This window comes from Cytobacillus sp., from assembly GCF_964223445.1.
GTDB lineage: Bacteria > Bacillota > Bacilli > Bacillales > Cytobacillaceae > Cytobacillus.
Map to the genome: position 1 here is coordinate 1 of NZ_CAXQGS010000108.1, position 22,839 is coordinate 22,839.

The 22,839-nt window shown below is 42.0% G+C and carries 21 protein-coding genes and 1 riboswitch; of the genes, 1 reads left to right on the forward strand and 20 read right to left on the reverse strand.

The genetic code is table 11. The features are described 5' to 3' along the window. Window positions 1-195: 195 nt before the first annotated feature. From ACEQ1T_RS19105 to ACEQ1T_RS19160, 12 genes are all read right to left on the reverse strand, one after another. A complete protein-coding gene (locus ACEQ1T_RS19105; RefSeq protein ID WP_370224281.1) occupies window positions 196-714 on the reverse strand; it encodes a metallophosphoesterase in 519 nt (172 codons plus the stop codon). Continuing rightward, window positions 711-1,322, reverse strand: coding sequence for an XTP/dITP diphosphatase (locus ACEQ1T_RS19110; protein WP_370224282.1), 612 nt, complete (start codon window positions 1,320-1,322; stop codon window positions 711-713). Before ACEQ1T_RS19110 ends, ACEQ1T_RS19105 begins: the two co-directional genes overlap by 4 nt. 1 nt (window position 1,323) lies before the next feature. After that, the gene (gene rph / locus ACEQ1T_RS19115; RefSeq protein ID WP_370224284.1) at window positions 1,324-2,094 is read right to left on the reverse strand and encodes a ribonuclease PH; all 771 of its coding nucleotides are present in this window, start codon (window positions 2,092-2,094) and stop codon (window positions 1,324-1,326) included. A 175-nt stretch (window positions 2,095-2,269) separates the two neighbouring features. Then, the gene (locus tag ACEQ1T_RS19120) at window positions 2,270-3,337 is read right to left on the reverse strand and encodes a GerMN domain-containing protein (RefSeq protein ID WP_206839011.1); all 1,068 of its coding nucleotides are present in this window, start codon (window positions 3,335-3,337) and stop codon (window positions 2,270-2,272) included. 230 nt (window positions 3,338-3,567) lie between these two features. Next, window positions 3,568-5,709, reverse strand: a complete 2,142-nt coding sequence (recQ, locus tag ACEQ1T_RS19125) for a DNA helicase RecQ (RefSeq protein ID WP_370224286.1) — start codon at window positions 5,707-5,709, stop codon at window positions 3,568-3,570. Window positions 5,710-6,043: 334 nt separating this feature from the next. After that, window positions 6,044-6,838 (reverse strand): glutamate racemase, encoded by a 795-nt coding sequence (gene racE / locus ACEQ1T_RS19130; protein ID WP_370224287.1) that lies wholly within the window; start codon window positions 6,836-6,838, stop codon window positions 6,044-6,046. Window positions 6,839-6,848: 10 nt separating this feature from the next. Then, window positions 6,849-7,307, reverse strand: coding sequence for a MarR family winged helix-turn-helix transcriptional regulator (locus ACEQ1T_RS19135; protein ID WP_206839014.1), 459 nt, complete (start codon window positions 7,305-7,307; stop codon window positions 6,849-6,851). Window positions 7,308-7,467: 160 nt separating this feature from the next. Then, window positions 7,468-7,692, reverse strand: a complete 225-nt coding sequence (locus ACEQ1T_RS19140; RefSeq protein ID WP_009333184.1) for a response regulator transcription factor — start codon at window positions 7,690-7,692, stop codon at window positions 7,468-7,470. A 146-nt stretch (window positions 7,693-7,838) separates the two neighbouring features. After that, a complete protein-coding gene (locus ACEQ1T_RS19145) occupies window positions 7,839-8,303 on the reverse strand; it encodes a thioesterase family protein (RefSeq protein WP_206839015.1) in 465 nt (154 codons plus the stop codon). 142 nt (window positions 8,304-8,445) lie between these two features. Beyond that, on the reverse strand, window positions 8,446-9,213 hold the full coding sequence (gene sdhB, locus ACEQ1T_RS19150) for a succinate dehydrogenase iron-sulfur subunit (protein ID WP_206839017.1): 768 nt from the start codon (window positions 9,211-9,213) through the stop codon (window positions 8,446-8,448). Window positions 9,214-9,216: 3 nt separating this feature from the next. Then, entirely contained in the window at window positions 9,217-10,977 is a 1,761-nt protein-coding gene (gene sdhA / locus ACEQ1T_RS19155; RefSeq protein ID WP_206839018.1) for a succinate dehydrogenase flavoprotein subunit, read from the reverse strand. Between the two features lie 140 nt (window positions 10,978-11,117). Further along, the gene (locus tag ACEQ1T_RS19160; protein ID WP_206839020.1) at window positions 11,118-11,726 is read right to left on the reverse strand and encodes a succinate dehydrogenase cytochrome b558 subunit; all 609 of its coding nucleotides are present in this window, start codon (window positions 11,724-11,726) and stop codon (window positions 11,118-11,120) included. A gap of 349 nt (window positions 11,727-12,075) precedes the next feature. Here ACEQ1T_RS19160 and ACEQ1T_RS19165 point away from each other — a divergent pair, with 349 nt between their 5' ends. Next, window positions 12,076-12,528: a YslB family protein gene (locus ACEQ1T_RS19165; RefSeq protein ID WP_370224288.1), complete on the forward strand. Its 453-nt coding sequence runs from the start codon at window positions 12,076-12,078 to the stop codon at window positions 12,526-12,528. Between the two features lie 61 nt (window positions 12,529-12,589). Here the strand turns inward: ACEQ1T_RS19165 and ACEQ1T_RS19170 are convergent, their stop codons facing one another. The 8 genes from ACEQ1T_RS19170 to ACEQ1T_RS19205 form a co-directional block, all read right to left on the reverse strand. Then, the gene (locus ACEQ1T_RS19170; RefSeq protein ID WP_206839022.1) at window positions 12,590-13,819 is read right to left on the reverse strand and encodes an aspartate kinase; all 1,230 of its coding nucleotides are present in this window, start codon (window positions 13,817-13,819) and stop codon (window positions 12,590-12,592) included. Window positions 13,820-14,007: 188 nt separating this feature from the next. Next, a riboswitch (Lysine riboswitch) is annotated at window positions 14,008-14,187 on the reverse strand. 128 nt (window positions 14,188-14,315) lie between these two features. Then, complete coding sequence (uvrC, locus tag ACEQ1T_RS19175) at window positions 14,316-16,109, reverse strand: excinuclease ABC subunit UvrC (protein WP_370224290.1); 1,794 nt, start codon at window positions 16,107-16,109, stop codon at window positions 14,316-14,318. Between the two features lie 261 nt (window positions 16,110-16,370). Next, window positions 16,371-16,685 carry a thioredoxin gene (gene trxA, locus ACEQ1T_RS19180; RefSeq protein WP_206839024.1) on the reverse strand — a complete coding sequence of 105 codons (315 nt, stop codon included), beginning with the start codon at window positions 16,683-16,685 and terminating at the stop codon, window positions 16,371-16,373. Window positions 16,686-16,863: 178 nt separating this feature from the next. Beyond that, window positions 16,864-17,841, reverse strand: a complete 978-nt coding sequence (locus ACEQ1T_RS19185) for an electron transfer flavoprotein subunit alpha/FixB family protein (RefSeq protein WP_206839025.1) — start codon at window positions 17,839-17,841, stop codon at window positions 16,864-16,866. A 40-nt stretch (window positions 17,842-17,881) separates the two neighbouring features. After that, complete coding sequence (locus tag ACEQ1T_RS19190) at window positions 17,882-18,655, reverse strand: electron transfer flavoprotein subunit beta (protein WP_370224293.1); 774 nt, start codon at window positions 18,653-18,655, stop codon at window positions 17,882-17,884. A 546-nt stretch (window positions 18,656-19,201) separates the two neighbouring features. Beyond that, on the reverse strand, window positions 19,202-19,975 hold the full coding sequence (locus ACEQ1T_RS19195; RefSeq protein WP_206839028.1) for an enoyl-CoA hydratase: 774 nt from the start codon (window positions 19,973-19,975) through the stop codon (window positions 19,202-19,204). Window positions 19,976-20,016: 41 nt separating this feature from the next. Beyond that, window positions 20,017-20,601, reverse strand: a complete 585-nt coding sequence (locus ACEQ1T_RS19200) for a TetR/AcrR family transcriptional regulator (protein WP_206839029.1) — start codon at window positions 20,599-20,601, stop codon at window positions 20,017-20,019. A 289-nt stretch (window positions 20,602-20,890) separates the two neighbouring features. Next, window positions 20,891-22,594: a long-chain-fatty-acid--CoA ligase gene (locus ACEQ1T_RS19205; protein WP_206839030.1), complete on the reverse strand. Its 1,704-nt coding sequence runs from the start codon at window positions 22,592-22,594 to the stop codon at window positions 20,891-20,893. Window positions 22,595-22,839 lie beyond the last annotated feature (245 nt).

Genomic DNA, 22,839 nt, shown 5'->3' on the forward strand with positions numbered 1-22,839 from the left:
CGACCGACGGCTTAGAAGGCCGTTGCTCTATCCAGCTGAGCTACTGGGACGTATTGAAAATTTTTTACTTGGTTGAGATTAATTAACTTAACGACAAGATTTATTATATTAGACAAATGTTAAGAAGTCAACACTTTGGTAAGATATTTTTTATTAATGAGGGAAGACTGGCTTCCCTCAGTTATTATATTCAAATTACTCGCTTTTTACCAGTGAAAAATTTTGTGTCAGATCAGGAATTTTCCCATTAGACAGGTCATACACATCCAATGTAACATTTTTCTCCCTGGCTTCCAGTATGACATATGTCTTTTCATTTCTTCCTCTTGGCAGCCGGATGCTCCCAGGGTTAATAAATAATATCCCATTAGACATTTCAGCTCCCAGACCATGTGAATGGCCAAAACATACAATATCTGCTTCCATTTCACGTGCCTTGTATGACAGATTCATTAAGGTAGACTTAACGGAATATCTGTGTCCGTGTGTGACGAAAAGGCGGAGCCCCCCTGCTTCTTCTATTCTATCCTCCGGGAATGCTGCCTCAAAGTCGCAATTTCCTCTTACAGCAGCGTAGCCTTCCAATGCTTCATGATCTGCCTGAAGCTCAGAATCTCCGCAATGAATCATCAGATCCATATCCGGATGCATTTCGCGGATTTTGCTGAGTTCAGAGGTTAACCCATGGCTATCACTGACAATCAGAACCCTCATGTGTTCTCAGCTCCGGCTACGAAAGAAGGAAGCAGCTCCTCCAGCTTTTTGAGAGCATTTGCCCTATGGCTGATCAGGCTTTTTTCCTCCGGCATTAATTCAGCCATTGCTTTGTCTTTTTCTTCTGCAAAGAAAATAGGATCATAGCCAAATCCATTAGTCCCTCTTTCTTCTCTTAAGATATGGCCTTCACAAGTTCCTGCAGCTGTTATAGTTGTTTTTCCGGGTGCAGCGACTGCAAGAGCGCAATAGAACCGAGCCTGCCGCTTATGATCCGGAATGTTTTTGAGCTCATCGAGAACCTTTTCCATGTTTTTCTGGTCGTTTTTTTCTTCTCCTGCATAGCGGGCGGAATAAATGCCTGGCTTTCCTCCAAGCGCATCAATGATCAATCCTGAATCATCGGCAATTACCATTCTTCCAAAAGCTTCTGAAACGGCTTCCGCTTTCAGAATGGCATTCTCTTCAAACGTGCTTCCTGTTTCCTCTACATCCTGAAAATCAGGATAATCCAGCAGCGTTTTAACTTCATACCCAAGAGGCTTGAACATCCGTTCAAACTCTCTGGCTTTGCCTGCATTTTTAGTAGCGATAATGACTTCCTGCATGCTATGACCTCCCCTCCAGCTTTTCTCTTTTGCTTTGAATGCTTTCTGAGATTTTTTCTCCAAGCGCAGCCTTTTGAAACTCAAACAGCTCTGATATCCCTTCCTGCGCAGCACCCAGCATTTCCTGCAGCTGGGTATAAGAAAAAGTCGCTTCTTCTCCCGTTCCCTGAAGCTCCACAAACTCACCGCTTCCAGTCATAACGACATTCATATCTACTTCCGCTGAAGAGTCTTCAAGATAATTCAAATCCACTGCAGCCTGCTTGTTTTTAAGAATTCCCACGCTTGTGGCAGCAAGGAAATCATTTATTGGATAGTGAGTAAGCTTTTTGCTGCTGTATAATTTATCCATCGCCTGTGACATAGCGACAAAGGCTCCTGTAATGGATGCTGTCCGAGTCCCTCCATCCGCCTGGATTACATCGCAATCAAGCCAAACCGTTCTTTCGCCAAGTGCATCAAGATCCACCACTGCACGGAGAGCACGGCCGATCAGACGCTGGATTTCCATTGTTCTCCCTGAGATTTTCCCTTTTGCTGATTCCCTGATATTTCTCTGTTCCGTTGCTCTTGGAAGCATGGAATATTCAGCTGTTATCCAGCCTTTCCCCTGTCCCCTCATAAAAGGAGGGACCCTTTCATCGATACTTGCTGTGCAAATCACCTTCGTGTCTCCCACAGTTATAAGGACAGAGCCCTCAGGATGCTTTAAGTAATCTGTTTCAATATGTATAGGCCTAAGCTGCTTCGGTTCACGTCCATCTGCACGCATAAGCTGATTCCCCCTTCTTTTCCATATGCAAAAAAATTATTTAACCAGAGCATCGCCCTAAGTATGTTTTTGTCCAGGTACATTGGCATAGCTTCATTTCACCAACAAAGAAGAGGCGGCAGTAAATGCCAACCTCTTTTTCCTGTTACTATATAGTATAACAAAATCTGCCCTATTAAAAACTTCCTGTATTCACATTTTCAGGACGGGTTACAGGCTCAGACAGTTTTTGGCCATCCTCATTGACAATCTCTGCTTTGCCATCAACAGTGACAGCAACGCTTTCGATGCCCTTTTGTTCTGTCAGTGAAAGGACAAGTGCAGTCAGCAAGTGCTTGGAAATCATTTTCTCTTCGAAGCTGCTGAAAACATTCTCATTGAAGTTTAATGTGACTTTTCCTTCTTCAACTTTTGGAGCTTCAAGCAGTTCTACATCCGGAAGGAAGTCTGTCACCAGATTGGATGCATAGTTCGGCCCTTTTATCAGTTCGGATACAACCGCTTCAACTTTATTGTCCATATCATTGCTTACACGCTTGGTAACAGGCACGTAATAATAGTTTTCTTCATCCCCGCCCAGATAATAAACGGTCACCGGCTTCGTATTCGTGATATCTACTACTTCCGTTGTATCCATGTTTATTCCATTGGCTCTGCTTAACGCAGAACTGACCGGAGTGCCATTCACAGGCATCTCTTTTAATTCATGTCCGTTTAATGTCAGCTTAACTTTATCAATGGAATCAAATTGTGTAAGTGTCCAGGTAACTGATTGGAGAATTTTCTTTTCATCTTCCTTAGCATATTCCTGAAATTCTTTTGAAAAATCGACGGTTGCAACTTTATCTTTAATATTTACAGAAACTTTTGTATCAGCCGGAAGGACTGCTCGGAAATCATTTGGAAGAAGCTCTGTAACAGGACCGTTTTCTACCAGGTACTCTAACGCCTGTGTAGCAACTGAATTAGTTTTTGGAAGATCAATTGTCTGGGGAACGACATACCCATTCTTATCAATCAAGTAAAGCTCTGTTTTAAGATTTGCCGTAACACCCTCTTCATTTTCGGCTGTTTCTTTTCCAGCTGTTTCTTCTGCAACACTCTCGCCTTCATCGGTATATGATACTGCTTTTGGCGGATCGACCTTTTCCTTCCCCTGGCTTCCAAACAATCCGCAGCCTGATAATAGAACAGATGATACCAGCACAGCTGACACTAAAGACGTTTTTTTATTTAAAGACATACATAATCCCCCCTGAGACAGTTTGTACTACATGTATACGAGCCTATCTGAAATTTAGACCGTCTTTTAGGATAAAAGTGTTAATAGATTTTTGACAAATTTGGACAAACCGAAGGAAAAGCGCAAGCGCCTTGCCCACCCCCGACACCTCGAGGGGGTAGGCTGCTTATCGACGTTCAAAATTCTCTTATCTTTCATAAAAAAAGAAGCCCCCATAAGGAGCTTCTCTGTCATATTTGTTTCAGCAGTTCATCTTTTATCAGGACAGCTTTGATTTTAAAATAATCTATCTCCTCCGGAAGTTCTTCTTTGATTGGTTTAAGTTTGTCTCTACCAGCCTTTTCAGCAGCCTGTAAAACGAGCTTTTCTTCAGTTTCATTGAAAATATCTGACCAGTCAATTACATTGCCTTCTCTGATAGAGCGAAATATATGCTCTTGAATTGTTATCGGTGAGAAATTTCGCTTTTTGGCTATTTCCCTTATTGAATCTCCATCCTTGTAATAGTCAAAGGAAATCTGGTAGCTTGGACGATCATCTATGGGTTCCTCTGATTTTGATGGCGCTTCTGCAGCCGGCTTAGGCGAAATATTATGTTCTTCGGCAAATTCTCTGATAGCCTGGATAAAGTCTTCTCCATACTTTTCAAACTTCATTTGCCCTACGCCTTTAATATTTAACATCATGTCCTTGCTGACGGGAAAATAGCGGCTCATTTCTTTTAATGCTGCATCAGCAAATACTACGAAAGGAGGGACATTTTCTTCATCTGCAATTTTTTTCCTAAGTTTTCTCAGCATCTCGAAGAGCTCATTGTTTTCCTCTGTTTCCTGAATACGCACCGGCTCGCTTATTTTCATAAATAATCTTTTCTGCCCCTTCAACACGGGAACTGCACTGGCCGACAGCTTTACAGTCGGATATTTTCCATCTGTTAAAGCCAGATAGTCCTCAGCGAGCAGATAATTTATCATATCACCAATCTCTTTTTCTTTGCGGTTTTTCAGCAATCCGAATGTTGAAAGTTTATGAAAATTCATTTCGCGGATTCTCTTAATATTCGATCCTTTCAAAACCTGGGCTGTCAAAGTAATCCCAAATCTTTCTCCCATCCGCTTGATGCATGAGAATATCATTAAAGCTTCCTGTGTAATATCCATGCTTGTCCGTTTATCCAGACAGCTGCTGCATTTGACGCATTGAATAGGATCGGCATTCTCATCAAAATATTCAATGATATAGGACTGAAGGCATTTTTCTGTATGGCAGTAATTAACCATATCCTTAAGCTTGCTGTATTCCTGCTCCATTTTTTGTTGATTCAGACTGCTCTCCTCTATCAAAAACTTCTGCAGCTGGATATCCTGAGGGGCAAACAGCAGGTAGCAGGTGCTATCAACGCCATCTCTGCCGGCCCTTCCCGCTTCCTGATAATAGGCTTCAATGTTCCGCGGAAGATTATAGTGGATGACATATCTGACATTGGATTTATCTATCCCCATTCCAAAAGCATTCGTTGCAATCATAATGTCTGATTCATCGTATACAAAGGTATCCTGTGCTTCTTTTCGTTCTTCTTCCTTTAGGCCTGCATGATATTTGGCAGCAGACAAATTCTTGCCTTTTAAAAATTGGTACAGCTGGTCCGTTTCCTTGCGGCTTGAAGTGTATATTATTCCCGCTTCGTTTTTATGTTTCTTAATGGTCTGCAATATAAAGTCCCTTTTGTTAACACCTTTCAAAACGTGGAAAGATAAATTCTCCCTTGCAAAACCGGTAATAAACGTATGTTCCTCTCCTATGTTTAAAAGCCTGCGAATATCATTTGCAACATCCCTTGTTGCTGTTGCTGTCAAAGCAGCGATTACAGGTTTCTGGTTCAGGCTGTTAAGCTCAGCGACAACCGAACGATAACTTGGTCTAAAGTCATGCCCCCATTGGGAGATGCAGTGCGCCTCATCAAAGACGATAGCACTAATTGAAATATCGTTTAATAAATCCAAAAAGGCCATGGAACCAAATCGTTCCGGCGCCACATACACGAGCTTATATTCACCTTTGCGTATTCCCGCTACAACATGCTGATACTCAGCAGAAGACAGCGTGCTGTTGATAAAAGCAGCCGGGATGCCGGCAAGACTAAGAGCATCTACTTGATCTTTCATCAGGGAAATTAAGGGAGAAATCACAATGGCCGTTCCGGGGAGTACAAGAGCGGGTATTTGGAAGCAGATTGACTTTCCGCCTCCAGTTGGGAGAATGCCAAGAGTATTGGTTTGAGAAAGGATATTTTGAATAATCTCCTGTTGACCAGGGCGGAAAGAGATATATCCAAAATATTTTTTCAGATAGTTTTCGGCTTGTGCGAGCAAATTGATCACCAACTCAACTAATATATTTTGTCTTTCATTCTCATGATACCAAAGCTTTTTTAAAATGTAATCCTAAAAGAAAAGCGGAAGCGCCTTGCCCACGAAGGAACGCAGATTAAGAACGCCACGTCCTGTGGCAACGTCTGCATAACCCCCATCCTGGGGGCCTCACCTCGAGGGGGTAGGCGCTCCTCATAAAAGCTAGCGCTTTTAGTCGTGCGATGATAAAGCTGTCGAAGCATTCCTTGTGGAGCTAGACAGTTATCCGCGTTCAAGATGTTATGATTAGCTTTAAAAACACCTTCTGAAAAAGTTCAGAAGGTGTCTGCATGTGTTAAAGCGATATTTTTTCTGCAGTATTTACAGGAAATCCCAGCCACTTTGAAGCAATTTTAGAAAAAATGGCCGGTGAGCCCGTTGTGCAGAATTTATATTCAGGGTTCTCTGCAACAGCTTTAAGCATTCCATAGTGATGCAGAATGGTACTTGCTTCCCTTGCTGTTTCTTCACCGGAACTGATGACATTTACGCCTTTTCCCATTACATTTTTAATAATTGGTTCTAATAAAGGATAATGGGTACATCCGAGAATGAGTGTATCCATTCCTTTTCCTTTAATAGACTGAAGAGTCTCAGCCACGATTTTTTTGGCAACAGAGCCTTCATACTCTCCGCTCTCTACAAGAGGAACGAACTTAGGGCATGCCAGACTATGAACATCAGATCTCCTGTTTAACTGAATCAGCGCATTTTCATATGCCTTGCTTTTGACTGTGCCGTCTGTGCCAATGACACCAATCTTATGATTTTTCGTTACTTTTATAGCTGTTCTGGCCCCAGGGAAAATGACACCGATAACCGGTATCGTTAGCTCTCTGCGAATTTCTTCCAGGGCTACGGCAGTGGCAGTATTACAGGCAATGATAAGCATTTTAATATTTCTGCCAAGCAAGTATTTCGTCATTTGCCAGGTAAAAGATTTTACCTCGTCACCAGGCCGGGGGCCATATGGGCATCGGGCTGTATCTCCAAGGTAAACAATATCTTCATTTGGCAGCTGCCGCATAATTTCTTTTGCGACTGTTAAGCCTCCAACTCCGGAGTCAATAATTCCTATAGGTTGTTTCACAAGTACCGCCTCATTCTCCTCGCATATCATGGTGTAATTTCGTTAAGTTATCTTTTAAGAACAAGACCTCATTATGTGAAGAATTTTTAAGAACTTCTTTTAAATAATCCTGGCGTTTTTTTATAACTTCTTCAATAATCCGTTCTCCTTCTTCAAGGAGGTGGATTCTGACCACTCTTCGGTCATTTGGATCTTTAACCCTTTTCACAAGGGTGTTTTTCTCCATTCGATCAACAAGATCTGTTGTCGTGCTGCATGCAAGATACATTTTGTTTGACAGTTCACCGATGGTCATATCGCCTTCTTCAAAAAGCCATTGCAATGCAACAAACTGGGGAGGGGTAATGGTGAAATCACTTAGAATTTCCCTTCCCTTCTGCTTGATAATGCCGGATATGTATCTTAAGTCTTTCTCAATTTCAGCTACAACATCATTTATTTCATTTGTTTTAGGATCTTCAAGCTTCATTCTTAAACACTCCCATTTAAGCTTTTACGACGTTTTCTGCCCTTGTGCATTTATTTTCACCTTTTTCCGTATAAATTTCAAGACAGAAATAAAACCAATTAATGAAAAAATCCCTTTATAAATGTGATAACCGGCTTCCCAGAAGGATAGCCGGTCTAAATTAAAGTTCTAGCTCTCCCATTCGAAGGAGCTCTACAACAGCTTGTGATCGCCCCTTTACACCAAGCTTTTGCATGGCATTGGAAATGTGGTTCCGAACCGTTTTTTCACTTATAAACAATTCACCAGCGATTTCCCTTGTTGTTTTATCTTGTACTAACAATTCGAATACTTCTCTTTCTCGTTTGGTGAGTAACGGCTTGTGAGTATATTCATTCTCCTTCAAGTATTGTAACCCTCCTTGCCTTTCGCCAGCTATGAACCGCGGGATGGGTATATATTTAGTCACCATATCATATGTCAGCAAAACAGCCGAAGTGACTATATTTAGTGAAAGGAGAAAGTTATTTTCAAAAATGTGCCATTGTGCCGCTAGGCCCGTACTTTAACCCCGCTTTTCAGCATTTCTTTCATTTCTGCGGTCCAAGGCACACCCTTGCCTGTCACCTTTGATATCTGCACCATCGTGCCCCTGCCGGTGAAGCAAACTGAACCGTCTGATTTCTTGCCCATATAATGAAGGTCAACAGAAGAATTACCTATCGAAGCAGCTTTTACATAAATTTGTAACTCTTCATCAAAGAAAACCTGGCAGATAAAATCGCATTGGAGGTCTGCTACGACTGGTATGGTTTCATTATCTTGTTTTACCCAGTCCTGCATAAAGCCTTTGCTTTTGAAAAATTCTATCCTTGCTTCTTCATAATATGTGAATGGAACGGTATTGTTCAAATGTCCAAACATATCTGTTTCAGAAAATCTGACTTTTACTGGATGAAAGAAAATGAATTCTTCTTCCCATTTTTTAAAATTGTCAATATAGCTCAATTTTTTCATGGCAGTTCCTCCCGGCTATTTATGAATGAGCGCTCACTCTGTTATATTTCATTATAGTGTTTTTTGAATTATTTGAACACCAAAACCATTCAGCTTTGAATGCAAAAACCCCTCTCCAAAAAGGAAAGGGGGTTTAAGAAGTTTAGATCTGGTCGCTTCCAAAGAAGTTTTTGAAAGACTGGAATGTTGTATCGCGGTTAAGTGCCGCAATGGATGTTGTTAAAGGAATGCCTTTCGGGCAGGACTGTACGCAGTTTTGAGAGTTTCCGCAGTTGGCTAGTCCCCCATCACCCATGATTTGCTCCAGGCGTTCTGCTTTATTCATTTCACCAGTTGGGTGAGCATTAAACAAACGAACCTGTGATAATGGAGCTGGCCCGATAAAATCAGATTTGCTGTTTACATTCGGGCATGCTTCCAGACAAACACCGCATGTCATGCACTTTGACAGTTCATATGCCCATTGGCGCTTTCTCTCAGGCATACGCGGTCCTGGTCCCAAATCATAAGTGCCATCGATCGGAATCCACGCTTTAACCTTTTTCAAGGAGTCAAACATACGGCTTCTGTCGACCTGCAGGTCACGGACTACCGGGAACGTGCGCATAGGCTCAAGACGGATTGGCTGTTCCAGCTGATCGACAAGCGCCGTACAGGACTGACGTGGCTTTCCATTAATAATCATTGAACATGCACCGCAGACTTCTTCCAGGCAGTTCATATCCCATGCGATTGGAGTGGTATGTTCACCCTTCACGTTGACCGGATTACGGCGAATTTCCATAAGAGCAGAAATAACATTCATATTGGGACGGTAATCTATTTCAAACTCTTCCTGAAAAGGGGCTGAATCAGGAGTATCCTGGCGGCTGATTACAAAACGGACTGTTTTAGTTTTTGTTTCTTGCATGGATTAATTCTCCCCTTTCTTTTTGGAATAGTCACGCTTACGCGGTTTTATTAAGCTGACATCAATGTCTTCGTAATGGAATGCAGGAGCGGAATTTGCATCAACAAACTTCGCCATTGTTGTTTTCATGAATTCCTCATCGTTACGCTCAGGGAAATCCGGCTTATAGTGTGCACCGCGGCTTTCGTTACGGTTGTAAGCACCAATTGTAATAACACGTGCCAATTGAAGCATATTCTGCAGCTGGCGCGTAAAGCTTGCACCCTGATTGCTCCACTTCGCAGTGTCGTTAATATTGATGTTTTTATAGCGCTCCATAAGTTCAACAATTTTTTCATCTGTTTTTAGAAGCCTGTCATTGTGGCGGACAACCGTTACATTGTCTGTCATCCATTCACCAAGCTCTTTATGAAGAACGTATGCATTCTCTGTGCCATCAAGAGACATGATATTATTCCATTTTTCTTCTTCCTGTTTTACATGGCGCTCAAATAATGATGATGGCAGATCTTCAGCAGTCTTATCCAGGCCGCTGATATATTTGACAGCATTAGGACCTGCTACCATACCACCGTAGATGGCTGATAGAAGGGAGTTTGCACCCAAACGGTTGGCACCGTGCTGTGAATAATCACATTCACCTGCAGCAAATAAGCCAGGGATATTTGTCATCTGATCATAGTCAACCCATAGTCCGCCCATTGAATAGTGGACAGCAGGGAAGATTTTCATTGGCACTTTACGAGGGTCTTCACCCTGGAATTTTTCATAGATTTCAATAATTCCGCCAAGCTTAATATCAAGCTCTTTAGGATCTTTATGGGAAAGATCAAGATAGACCATGTTTTCCCCATTAATGCCAAGCTTCTGGTTAACACACACGTCAAAAATTTCACGGGTTGCAATATCACGAGGCACCAGATTTCCATAAGCAGGATATTTCTCCTCAAGGAAATACCATGGTTTTCCATCTTTATATGTCCAGACTCGTCCGCCTTCACCGCGAGCAGATTCACTCATTAGACGAAGCTTATCGTCTCCCGGAATAGCGGTTGGGTGAATTTGAATAAATTCTCCATTTGCATAATAAGCACCCTGCTGATAAACAATCGAGGCCGCTGAGCCTGTGTTAATAACAGAGTTAGTCGATTTCCCGAAGATAATTCCCGGTCCGCCGGATGCCATAATAACGGCGTCAGCAGCAAAAGACTTGATCTCCATAGAAGTCAGGTTCTGAGCAACGACGCCTTTACATGATCCATCATCGTCGATTACCACCCCTAGGAATTCCCAGCCTTCGTACTTTGTTACTAACCCTGCCACTTCATGGCGGCGGACCTGCTCGTCCATCGCGTAAAGAAGCTGCTGACCTGTTGTAGCACCAGCGAATGCTGTACGGTGATGCTGTGTTCCGCCAAAGCGGCGGAAATCCAACAGTCCCTCAGGTGTACGATTGAACATAACACCCATACGGTCAAATAAGTGAATAATTCCTGGTGCTGCCTCTGCCATCGCTTTAACAGGCGGCTGGTTCGCCAGGAAGTCTCCGCCATAAATAGTATCGTCAAAATGAATCCAAGGAGAATCGCCTTCCCCCTTTGTATTTACTGCTCCGTTGATGCCGCCCTGGGCACAAACAGAGTGAGAACGTTTAACCGGCACTAATGAAAATAATTCAACCGGAGTCCCGGATTCTGCAACTTTAATTGTCGCCATTAAACCGGCTAATCCGCCGCCGACAACTATAACCTTTCCTTTACCCATAGTGACTCACTCCCTAATTACTAGTACAACTAAGAAAAGCGCAGAGCGCCTGCCTATCGCGCTTAAAGCAGACCGCTTCTCAAAACTGCAATATTATTGGCACGTTATAAAACCGAAGTCTAATAGTCTTTTATTGTCTTTTAAATAAATGCTGTAAGAGCACGTACACCAACAATAGATAGTGCAATGAAAATTCCGATCGTTACATACGTGGAAATGACCTGTGAACGAGGAGATACTGTAATTCCCCAGCTGACAAAGAATGACCAAAGCCCATTAGCAAAGTGGAAAATTGCAGAAATGACTCCAATAATATAGAACCAGAACATAAATGGATTAGATAAGATGTTCTCCATCATCTGAAAGTTAACTTCTGCTCCAAAGGCAGCCTGTACACGTGTTTCCCAAACATGCCATGCAACAAAAACCAGTGTAATGACACCTGAAACACGCTGCAGCATAAACATCCAGTTACGGAAGTATCCATACCTGCTTGCGTTATTTTTCGCAGTAAAAGCAATATAAAGGCCATAGATTGCGTGGAACAGCAAAGGTAGATAGATTACAAACGTTTCAAGGAATATTCTGAATGGAAGACTTTCCATGAAATGCGCCGCATTATTAAAAGATTCCTCTCCCCCTGTTGCAAAATGGTTCACTACAAGGTGCTGCACCAAAAACAAACCAACCGGTATAACACCAAGTAATGAATGCAATCTGCGATTAAAAAACTCACGATTACCTGCCATAAACTTTCCCCCCCTGATTTTAAAAAAATGATGCTGAGCCCCCGCTCAGGACATCATCTCGAAAATGTTATTCATTTTCTTACAATTATGTGACATGTCCATTTTACTCCCAAGATAATAGAGCGTCAAGAAAACGGATACATAAAATGTTCCATATAAATAAAATTTTTAAAAAATATTAACGGCTAAAAATCATATTTTATTCTGCGGTTCAATATGACCTAGTTACTGGTCTCCAGTATACTGAAATAGTAATTATTTCTATGCAAATCGTTCTATTTTTTCCTGAATTGATATTAACTCCCTCAGCATATTGTATATAATAGAATCATAGAAAGAGGGGAGACTATTGAGCGAATTAGCATCTGCGAAATCCACTAATGAAGATCACATACAGACAGTTCCGGTATTTGGCTATGAACTAATCCGGGAAGTGCTGCTGCATGACCTTTTGGGAAATGAAGCACCCGAAATTTTATATTGGGCCGGCAAAAGGATCGCACGCATGTATCCTCTTGAGACAGCCGGCCAGATTGCCGAGTTTTTTACAAACGCCGGCTGGGGAAACCTTTCCATCGCAAACGAATCGAAACATGAAATTGAAATGGAATTATCAAGCCAGCTGATTGCAGACCGCTGCAAAAAGAACAAAAACTGCGCCTTTCAGCTTGAGGCCGGTTTTATAGCACAGCAGATTGAACTTCAAAAAGAAGTCATTTGTGAGGCATTCGAACATCCCCGTAAAAAAACTGGCAAAATCCTTATTACAGTGAAGTGGGATAAAAAAGATCCTGCTGAGTAATATCATATGTACTAACAATAAGCTATCAATTTTGATAGCTTATTGTTTGATATTCCTGGAATTAAGCCTTAACCGGAGAAACTGACAGCTTGAATGCATCATGCAAAGCATCCACGGCATCAATCATTTTGCTGTTTTCAACAACAGCCGAGACTTTAATTTCTGACGTGCTTACCATTTTCACCGTAATTTCATTTGCGGAAAGCACTTCAAACATTTCTGCAGCCACACCCGGATTGGAAATCATGCCTGAGCCAACAATCGAAACCTTGGCAAGGCCGGATTCCCATTCAATTCGGTCATAATTTAATTGTTCTCTATGCTTTTCAAGCACTTTTACTGTATCTGTGAGATCTTCATTCTTTATTGAAAATGAAAGGTTTGTCGTCTGAGCTTCTGTCATGCTCTGTATAATGATATCAACATTAATGTGATTTTTGGCAAGCGCCGAGAAAATAGTAGACAATCCAGTCAGTGAATTAGGAAGACCAAGAATCGTCACCCTTGTTATATCATCCTCGAAAGCCACACCGCGCACGACTAAGTTTTGTTCCATTTTTACTTCCTCCTCAATGATTGTTCCGGCTTCCTTCTCAAGGCTCGAACGCACTTCAAGGGGAAGTCCATAATTTTTAGCAAATTCGACTGCTCTTGGATGGAGCACACCAGCCCCCAAGTTGGCCAGTTCAAGCATTTCATCGTAGGAAACAGAATATAATTTTCTCGCATTCTTTATAAAGCGGGGATCAGATGTAAATACCCCGGTTACATCAGTATAAATATCACATTTATCTGCTTTAAGTGCTGCAGCCAGTGCAACAGCCGTTGTATCAGAACCGCCCCGGCCAAGTGTAGTGATGGAACCATCTTCAGTCATCCCCTGGAAGCCTGCCACAATCACAATTTTCCCTTGGTTTAATTGACCCTTAATGGTAGCTGGATCAATATTCACTATCCTCGCATTGCCATGGACTGCTTCTGTCTTAATACCAGCCTGCCACCCTGTAAAAGAAACAGAGGGATGCCCTTTCGCATTTAAAGCCATCGCCAATAAAGAGATGGTCACCTGTTCGCCGGTTGTTAGCAGCATGTCCATTTCCCTTTTATCAGGTGAAGGGGAAATCTCCCTTGCCATGCCAACCAGCTGATCAGTCGTTTTCCCCATTGCCGAAACAACCACAACAACATCATTTCCCCGACTCTTTTCTTCAATTACCCGATTGGCGACATTTTGAATTCTGTCTACAGTCCCCACGGAGGTGCCTCCGAATTTCTGCACAATGATTCCCACAGCTTTCCCTTCTTTCTAAAGATCTTTTAAATATGATTTGCCGTCCTATGTAAGTGAAGCATGACAGTTCACTCTGCTGTATTTAACAATGGCTATAACTCTAAATTACCCTTTTGGGCAATAAAAAAAGCAATGGAATAGTTTACTATCCCATTGCTGTGCAGCCAAAGTATAAAAATGAGCAAACACAGTGAGATAGCTCTCCAGGACGGCACTGTCCTGACAATCCTGCATTTGTTCAATGCAGAACCAGCAGAAAAAATGATGAGATTTTCTCCACTTCGGCGAACATACCCTTTCAAAGCTTTTCATGGAAGCTCATTCTTCTCCAAGCTTTTACTGATGAAGTTCGCACCTCTACCTTCACTTAACGATTCTGTTCACAGCTCAGAAACTTAATGAGCTATTATGAACATACGCTTTATCGCTATAAAGTGATATTGATATAAAGTTTCAATTAGTATAACATGTCTGAATTTTTCTGTCTATATCCATTTTATGACTTGGTATTTCCACTTTGTTCCTCAAGCCTCTGTTTTAATTCCTCAGCGACATTCGCAGGAATGCCCATTTTTCTAAACTCCTCGATTGGTGCCTCTTTCATTTTCTTTACAGATCCAAAGGTTTTCAGCAGCTGTTTCTTTCGCTTTTCGCCTATGCCGGAAATTTCATCAAGAATAGACTGAAAGGCACTTTTTCCGCGAAGCTGACGATGAAAAGTAATCGCAAAGCGATGAACCTCGTCCTGAATTCTCTGCAGCAGATAAAATTCCTGGCTGTTCCTTGCAAGCGGAATAATTTGAAGCGGATTACCATATAACAGCTGTGAAGTCCTGTGCTTTTCATCCTTTACCAGGCCAGAAATCGGAATATCCAGACCGAGCTCATTTTCAAGCACATCCCGTACAGCTTCAACATGCCCTTTTCCCCCATCAATCATAATTAAGTCCGGAAGCGGCAGCTCTTCTTTCAGCACCCTTGTATATCTGCGCCGGACTACTTCTCTCATGGATTCATAGTCATCAGGGCCTTTAACGGATTTAATTTTGTATTTACGGTACTCTCTTTTCTCTGGTTTGCCATCAATAAAGACGATCATGGCTGAAACAGGGTCAGTTCCCTGGATATTCGAATTATCAAATGCTTCTATCCGGTGAGGAGTATAAATTCCAAGCTGATCCCCCAGATTTTCTACAGCTTTAATTGTCCGTTCTTCATCACGCTCAATTAAAGAAAACTTTTCCTGGAGAGCAATTTTTGCATTTTTATAAGCAAGCTTCACCAGGTCCTTTTTTTGCCCGCGCTGCGGTTTTAGCACTTTAACATCCAGAAGCTGTTCTGCCATTACAGCATCAACCGAATCCGGTGCCAATATTTCACGCGGTTTAAAGTGGTTTGCTTTGGTATAAAACTGGCCGAGAAAAGTTAGGATTTCTTCTTCCGGCTCATTATATATAGGGAACATTGATACATCCCGTTCAATGAGTTTCCCCTGTCTGATGAAGAATACCTGAACACACATCCATCCTTTATCAACCGCGTATCCAAATACATCCCGGTCGGTAAAGTCTGTCATTGTCATTTTTTGCTTTTCCATCGTTGCATCTATATGGGCAATTTTATCTCTAAGCTCCTTCGCCCTTTCAAAGTCTAATTCTTCAGCAGCTGCTGTCATTTTTGCAGTCAGGTCTTTTTTAATCTCTTTGTATCCGCCATTTAAGAACTTTGCAATCTCATCTGTCATTTGCTTATATTGGTCTTCGCTTACAGCCTTCACACATGGCGCAAGACATTGGCCTAAATGGTAATAAAGGCAAACTCTGTCCGGAAGAGTTGAACATTTACGGAGAGGATAAATTCGGTCGAGCAGCTTTTTGGTTTCATTGGCAGCCTGCACATTGGGATAAGGTCCGAAGTATTTTCCTCTGTCTTTCTTTACTTTTCTGGTTGTAATCAGACGGGGATGGCGTTCGGCCGTCAATTTGATAAAAGGATAACTTTTATCGTCCTTCAGCATTACATTATATTTTGGATCATATTTCTTGATCAGATTCATCTCAAGGATCAATGCTTCCATATCTGAAGAAGTGACAATGTACTCAAAATCTGCGATCTCATTAACAAGTCTTAATGTTTTTCCGTCATGTGACCCTGTAAAATAGGATCTTACACGGTTTTTCAGGATTTTTGCTTTTCCCACATATATAATGGTTCCCTGCCTGTCTTTCATTAAATAACAGCCCGGCTGGGCAGGAAGCAGCATCAGTTTATTTTTAATCGTATCATTCATGGCACTTCACCTCCCCGGTTAAAATTTTTTTATCGAAGTTCAATACATTCATTATTTGGCATAATCATTTTCGGGTGCAAGCTAGTAATAAAACATAGTTTGCACTGGAAGCAAACCAATATTATTTAGCCTCTAAAACGCTGTTGGCACATTATTACCATCTTATTATATCAGCCTGGAAACCTGCAGCATAACAACAAAACCCATATGACAAAAAAAATCCCGATGTCCTCCTGGGGACACCGGGAAATTCTTTATAGGTTAAGCATGTTTTGAAAGTAATTCGGCAAGAGCTTCTTTTGGCTGGAAACCAACCACTTTATCTACAACTTCACCGTCTTTTAAAACGATTAATGTCGGAATGCTCATTACGCCAAACTTGCCAGCAGTTTCCTGGTTTTCGTCAACATCGATTTTTACAATTTTCACTTTATCGCCCATTTCAGAATCAAGCTCTTCTAAAACAGGAGCGATCATTTTACAAGGGCCGCACCAAGGAGCCCAGAAATCTGCCAGTACTAATCCCGAACCAGTCTCAGCAGTAAAGTTTTGGTCAGTTGCGTGTGTAATAGCCATTTGATATGCCTCCTAAAATTCAACTCAAATACTAACGACAGTATATCATCGTTTTTTATATGTTGCGAACAATCTGCTCGATCGTAATTTACCCTATTTGGAGCAGATTATTCTCTTTCTTTTACTATTGGCACTATGTATAATGGGCGGCCATCAGCCGCCCATTAGTTATACTATCTTATGCGTTTACTTTAAGCTTTTTGAATTCTTCTGTTAACAGTGGAACAACCTCAAATAGATCTCCAACAATACCGTAATCAGCTACTTTAAAGATATTGGCTTCCGGATCTTTGTTAATGGCTACGATTACTTTTGAGTTGGACATCCCAGCTAAATGCTGAATAGCTCCTGAGATACCGCATGCAATATATAGATCAGGGGTTACAACCTTACCGGTTTGTCCAATTTGCAGCGAGTAGTCGCAATAATCAGCATCACATGCTCCGCGTGATGCACCCACTGCTCCATTAAGAACAGATGCAAGCTCTTTTAATGGTTCAAAGCCTTCCTCGCTCTTAACACCGCGTCCGCCGGCAATGATAACCTTAGCTTCGGATAAATCAACGCCTTCACTGGCTTTGCGGACAACTTCCTTAATGATTGTGCGAAGATCTTTGATTTCTGCTGCAACAGAAGCAGCATCTCCTGATCTTGATTCATCTTTTTCCAATGGAGTTATATTGTTTGGACGAATTGTCGCAAAGAGAAGGCCATCTGTAACAATTTTCTTTTCAAATGCTTTGCCAGAATAAATCGGGCGTGTGAACACCAGGTTGCCGCCTGCCTCCTCCAGGCTCGTTACGTCAGAGATTAAACCTGACTCCAGCTTGGCAGCAATTTTAGGAGCTAAATCTTTCCCTAATGCTGTGTGTCCAAAAATCAGACCTTCCGGACTTTCGGAATCAATCACAGCCATTAATGCCTGTGAAAAGCCGTCAGGAGTATATTGCTTCAGCTTTTCATCTTCAACAGTTACAACACGGTCAGCACCATAGTGAATCATTTCATCAGCTAAAGCGCTTACAGAATTACCAATTAAAACACCTACAACTTCTCCGCCTTCTGACGCAGTTTTAGCAGCTGCAACAGCTTCGAAGGATACATTACGCAATGAACCGTCACGGACTTCACCTAATACTAATACTTTTCTAGCCATATGTTTTACCCCCTGCGTTATTATTATCAGTTATTGATGATCAGACAACTTTGGCTTCAGTATGAAGAAGTTTCACAAGTTCCTTAACTTGAGCTCCCAGCTCGCCTTCAAGAACTTTTCCTGCTTCCTTCTTAGGCGGCAAATAGATTTCAATTGTTTTTGTTTTGGCTTCAACATCGTCCTCATCAAGATCAAGATCGTCAAGCTCAAGCTCATCAAGAGGCTTCTTTTTTGCCTTCATAATTCCCGGCAAGGACGGATAGCGCGGCTCATTTAAACCCTGCTGGGCAGTGACCAATAATGGAAGTGATGTCTCAATTACTTCTGAATCCCCTTCAACATCGCGCACTACTGTCGCAGAGCTTCCATTGATATCAAGCTTTGTAATAGTTGTTACATAAGAAATGCCCAAAATTTCTGCTACACGAGGTCCAACCTGTCCCGAACCCCCATCAATTGCTACATTTCCTGCAATGACTAAGTCAGCATCTTTGTCTTTCAAGTATTCAGATAAGATTTTTGCAGTCGTGTACTGGTCCCCATCTTCAAGGTCATCTTCAGTATTTATTAATACAGCTTTATCGGCACCCATCGCAAGAGCGGTACGGAGCTGCTTTTCAGCTTCTTCTGTTCCCACAGAAACAACTGTCACTTCTCCGCCATTCGCATCACGAACCTGGATTGCTTCTTCAATTGCATATTCATCATATGGATTAATGATAAACTCAGCGCCATCTTCATTGATTTTGCCGCCTGAGATTGTAATTTTTTCTTCAGTATCAAATGTTCTCTTCATTAATACGTAGATGTTCATGATTTCCCTCCTAGTAATTAAGCATTGTCATAAAACAAAGCCATTAATTAAAACATTTCTTCACTTCGAAAGATTGAAAATATTTAATGCATACAGAAAGGCTAATCTGCTTGGAACGCCACTCTTTTTTGAAATATCTCTTTTCTCATAGATTATTATTGTTACTATAAATACAGTCCGTTGATTTCCGCTTCAGGCACTTGCTTTCCTCGGGGAGGAATGCGAGCCTCCTCGGCTTCACCTATGGGGTCTCCCACTTTCCTCTCCTCCCGCAGGACATTGAATATGCTTCCTCGAATGGGTACCGCACGAAGGAAACGCGTCAGCATTTTCGAGGATCAAGTCCCTTCCGCTCCAATCAACTCAGCGAATTAGAATAGAAAAACAACAAACTATACGTAAACAACCTTTGAAATTGAGCGGGCGCTCGCTCACAGACCATAACTTAACCAAGGAATCTTCTGAAGATTAAATCATCCGCATACAAGACTATTATAATAGATTATGAGGATGAATGTAATCATTCAGCACAAATCTTTTAAAACACTATTTTCCGGTAAAGCTTGGTTCACGTTTTTCAATAAACGCAGAGATGCCTTCCTTGCCATCTTCGGAAACAAATACTTCTCCAAACAATTCTGCTTCTTTTTTAACACCTTCGTAGAATTGCCCTGTCTTTCCGTAGTTTAAGAGCTCAATGGCCGCCTTAATCGAGCCAGGACTCTTCTTGGCAATCTTCTTTGCCATATTATAAGCGTTGTCCAAAAGCTGATCCTCAGGATAGGCATGGTTAGCCAGGCCATATTGCACTGCCTCAAGCCCGGTAATTGGGTCACTTGTAAAAAGCATTTCTGCTGCACGCGCAGCACCGACATAGCGGGGAAGCCGCTGAGTTCCGGCAAAACCAGGAATTAAACCAAGCTGAAGCTCTGGTAGACCCAGCTTTGCGTTTTCAGCTACGAGACGGAAATGACAGCCCATGGCGAGCTCCAGGCCGCCGCCCAACGCTGCTCCATGAATCGCTGCTATAATTGGCTTAGGGAATTTTTCCATTCTTTCAAAGAGATCCTGTCCATAGGTCGCCAAGCTTGAAAAATCTTCTCCGCTTTCTATGGTTGTAAATTCTTTAATATCAGCACCTGCTGAGAAGAATCTGCCTTCCCCATGAATAAGGATTACCCTGATTTCTTCATTATCTTCAACTTCATCCAGGACAGCTGAAAGCTCTCTCAATAGACCTGATGAAAGAGCATTCGCAGGCGGACGTTCAATAGTAATCGTCGCCACGAAGTCCTGATGGGACCATTTTAGATATTCCATCTTATCCCTCCTGACTATATTTATGGAGCACTTTATCTGCCTCAAAGTTTTCCGCACCCGCCGATCAAAAGTTTATGAACAGGCTTCGCCAATGCAATAAGATCATATTTTTGCTCATTCATTACCCATGTGGTCACTGTTTCATCCATGGTTCCAAAAATCATCTGGCGCGCCAGCCTAATGTCAAGGTCAGCTGGAAATTCACCGCTTTCCCTGCCATCAGCAAGAATCCTTTCCACTAAAGCAAGGTATCCTTTGAGCACCTCATTAATTTTATGGCGAAGGTCTTTATTGGACTGCCTCAATTCGAGCTGGGTTACAATTGCCAGGTGCCTGTCTTCTGAGAGCATTCTAAAGTGTGATTCTACCATCATTAATAGTTTCTCTGCAGCTTTCTCTTTTCCTGCAATTTTTTCTTCAATTTTCTCAACAAAGTAGCCCATTTTATCCTGAAAGAGGGATATTAATATATCTTCTTTGTTCTTAAAATATAAGTATATGGTGCCATCAGCGACACCAGCCTGTTTGGCAATTTTTGATACCTGTGCCTGGTGATAGCCATTTTCAGCAATCACAACTACAGCTGCATCAATAATTTGCCGATATTTAGGCTTTGTTTTTTTCAAGCTGTTCCCTCCTTTCAGAATAAACAGGTGTATTGATTTTTATCGAGCATAAGGAATGGAGTAATACCATTCCTTATGCCAGGATTTTCCAATCAACTTAGTTTATTTTTTGAATTTAAACATCGGTCTAAAATGAATGAATAATCATTCATATTTTTATAATAGTAGGACAATTCATTTGTGTCAAGAAATTATCCCTGGAAATATAATTTATTATTACATTTCTTAAATGCCTGGACAAGCTTATTGGCTCAAAAATAAAGAGCCGATCGAAAATCGGTCTCTGAAGTTAAGCCCGCTTTTCCTCTTCTTCTTTTAATTTCTTTTTTTCTTCATCTACTAATGCCCTTCTCAGAATTTTTCCAACAGCTGTCTTAGGAAGCTCCTTGCGGAATTCATATAACCTTGGAACCTTATATGCTGCAAGATGCTTTCTTGCAAACAGATTCAGTTCTTCTTCCGTTGCTTCTTTGCCCTCTTTCAGCACAATATATGCTTTTACTGTTTCTCCGCGATATGGGTCAGGTATACCTGCAGCAACCACTTCCTGCACGGCTGGATGCTCGTATAGCACTTCTTCTATTTCACGCGGATAAATATTGAATCCCCCTGCAATAATCATATCTTTCTTCCTGTCCACTACATAGAAGTATCCATTCTCATCCATATAGCCAAGGTCACCTGTCAGCAGCCAGCCATCCCTTAAGGTCTGTGCTGTTTCTTCCGGGCGGTTCCAATAGCCTTTCATTACCTGAGGACCTTTAACTGCAATTTCACCAACTTCTCCTGCCGGAAGCCCTTCTCCCGTTTCCAGTGAAAAAATGGCAGCATCTGTATCAGGCCAGGGGACACCTATACTGCCTTTGACACGGGGGCGGTCCCATAAGAAATTCGCATGTGTAACAGGTGAAGATTCCGTCAAACCATAGCCCTCGACAAGCTTTCCCCCTGTTATTTCTTCAAATTTCTGCTGGACTTCAACGGGCAGGGCAGCAGATCCGCTGATGCAGGAGTCTATGGAGGATAAATCATATTTTTTAATATCAGGATGGTTCAATATTCCAATATAAATAGTTGGGGCACCAGGGAATAAAGTCGGCCTCTCTTTATGAATAGTTTTCAGGGTCGTTTCCGGATCAAATTTCGGAAGGAGGACCATTTTGTGAGCATCCATAACAGATAAGATCATAACTGTTGTCATTCCATACACGTGAAAGAAAGGAAGTATGCCCAGCACTGTTTCTTCGCCGCGCCTGCACTTATAAAGCCAGGCTTTACACATGGCTGTATTGGATACCAGATTGCTGTGCGAAAGCATGACGCCCTTTGGAAAACCGGTTGTACCGCCTGTGTATTGCAGTAATGCCAAGTCTTCTTCAAAATCGAAGTCATGGATTTTCAGAGGTTCCGCCGGCCTTTTTAAAATCTCCGTCAGCAAATGGTTATGCCCTTCATGTTTTACATTTACGACAATGCCATACTGTTTTTTCTGGATAAAAGGATATATTAGATTTTTAGGGAATGGAAGAGCATCTTTGATAGCGGTTACAATTATATGCTTCAATTCTGTCTGCGGCATCACTTTGCTCACTCTCGGAAATAAGATATCCATTGTAATGATTGCTTTTGCTCCTGAGTCTTTCATTTGATATTCCAATTCCCTTTCCATATACAGCGGGTTTGTCTGGACAACAACCCCGCCAGCCATCAGAATTCCATAATAGCTGATAACAGACTGCGGAGTATTCGGAAGCATAATCGCCACGCGGTCTCCCTTTTCAATTCCAAGCTTCTGCAAATATGCAGCTAGCTTCAGGGAAGAGTCATATATATATTTATATGTGACTTCCTTTCCCATAAAGTGGATGGCTATTTTCTCTGGAAATTCTTCTGCAGCATTTTTCAAATAATCCTGTACCGGCTGTTTGGGATATGACAAGGTTGAGGGGATTTCTGCCGGATATTGCTTAAGCCATGGTTTCGCTTCTGCCATTTTGTCCCTCCTTTGTTTCATGCCCATCAGAAAAGCGCAAGCGCCTTGCCCACCCCCGACAAGCACAAGACGAGCCTCCCGGAAAGGCGTTCTTTGCCTTTTGGGAGGATTGCCCGAAATGTTAAGGCGACTGCCCAGGGGCGACAGGCATAAGACGGTTCCTGTAAGAAGGCGTTTTTCCTTCTGAAAGGAAACTGCTTATGATCAGATCGGAAGAGCACACGTCTGAACTCCAGTCACCTACC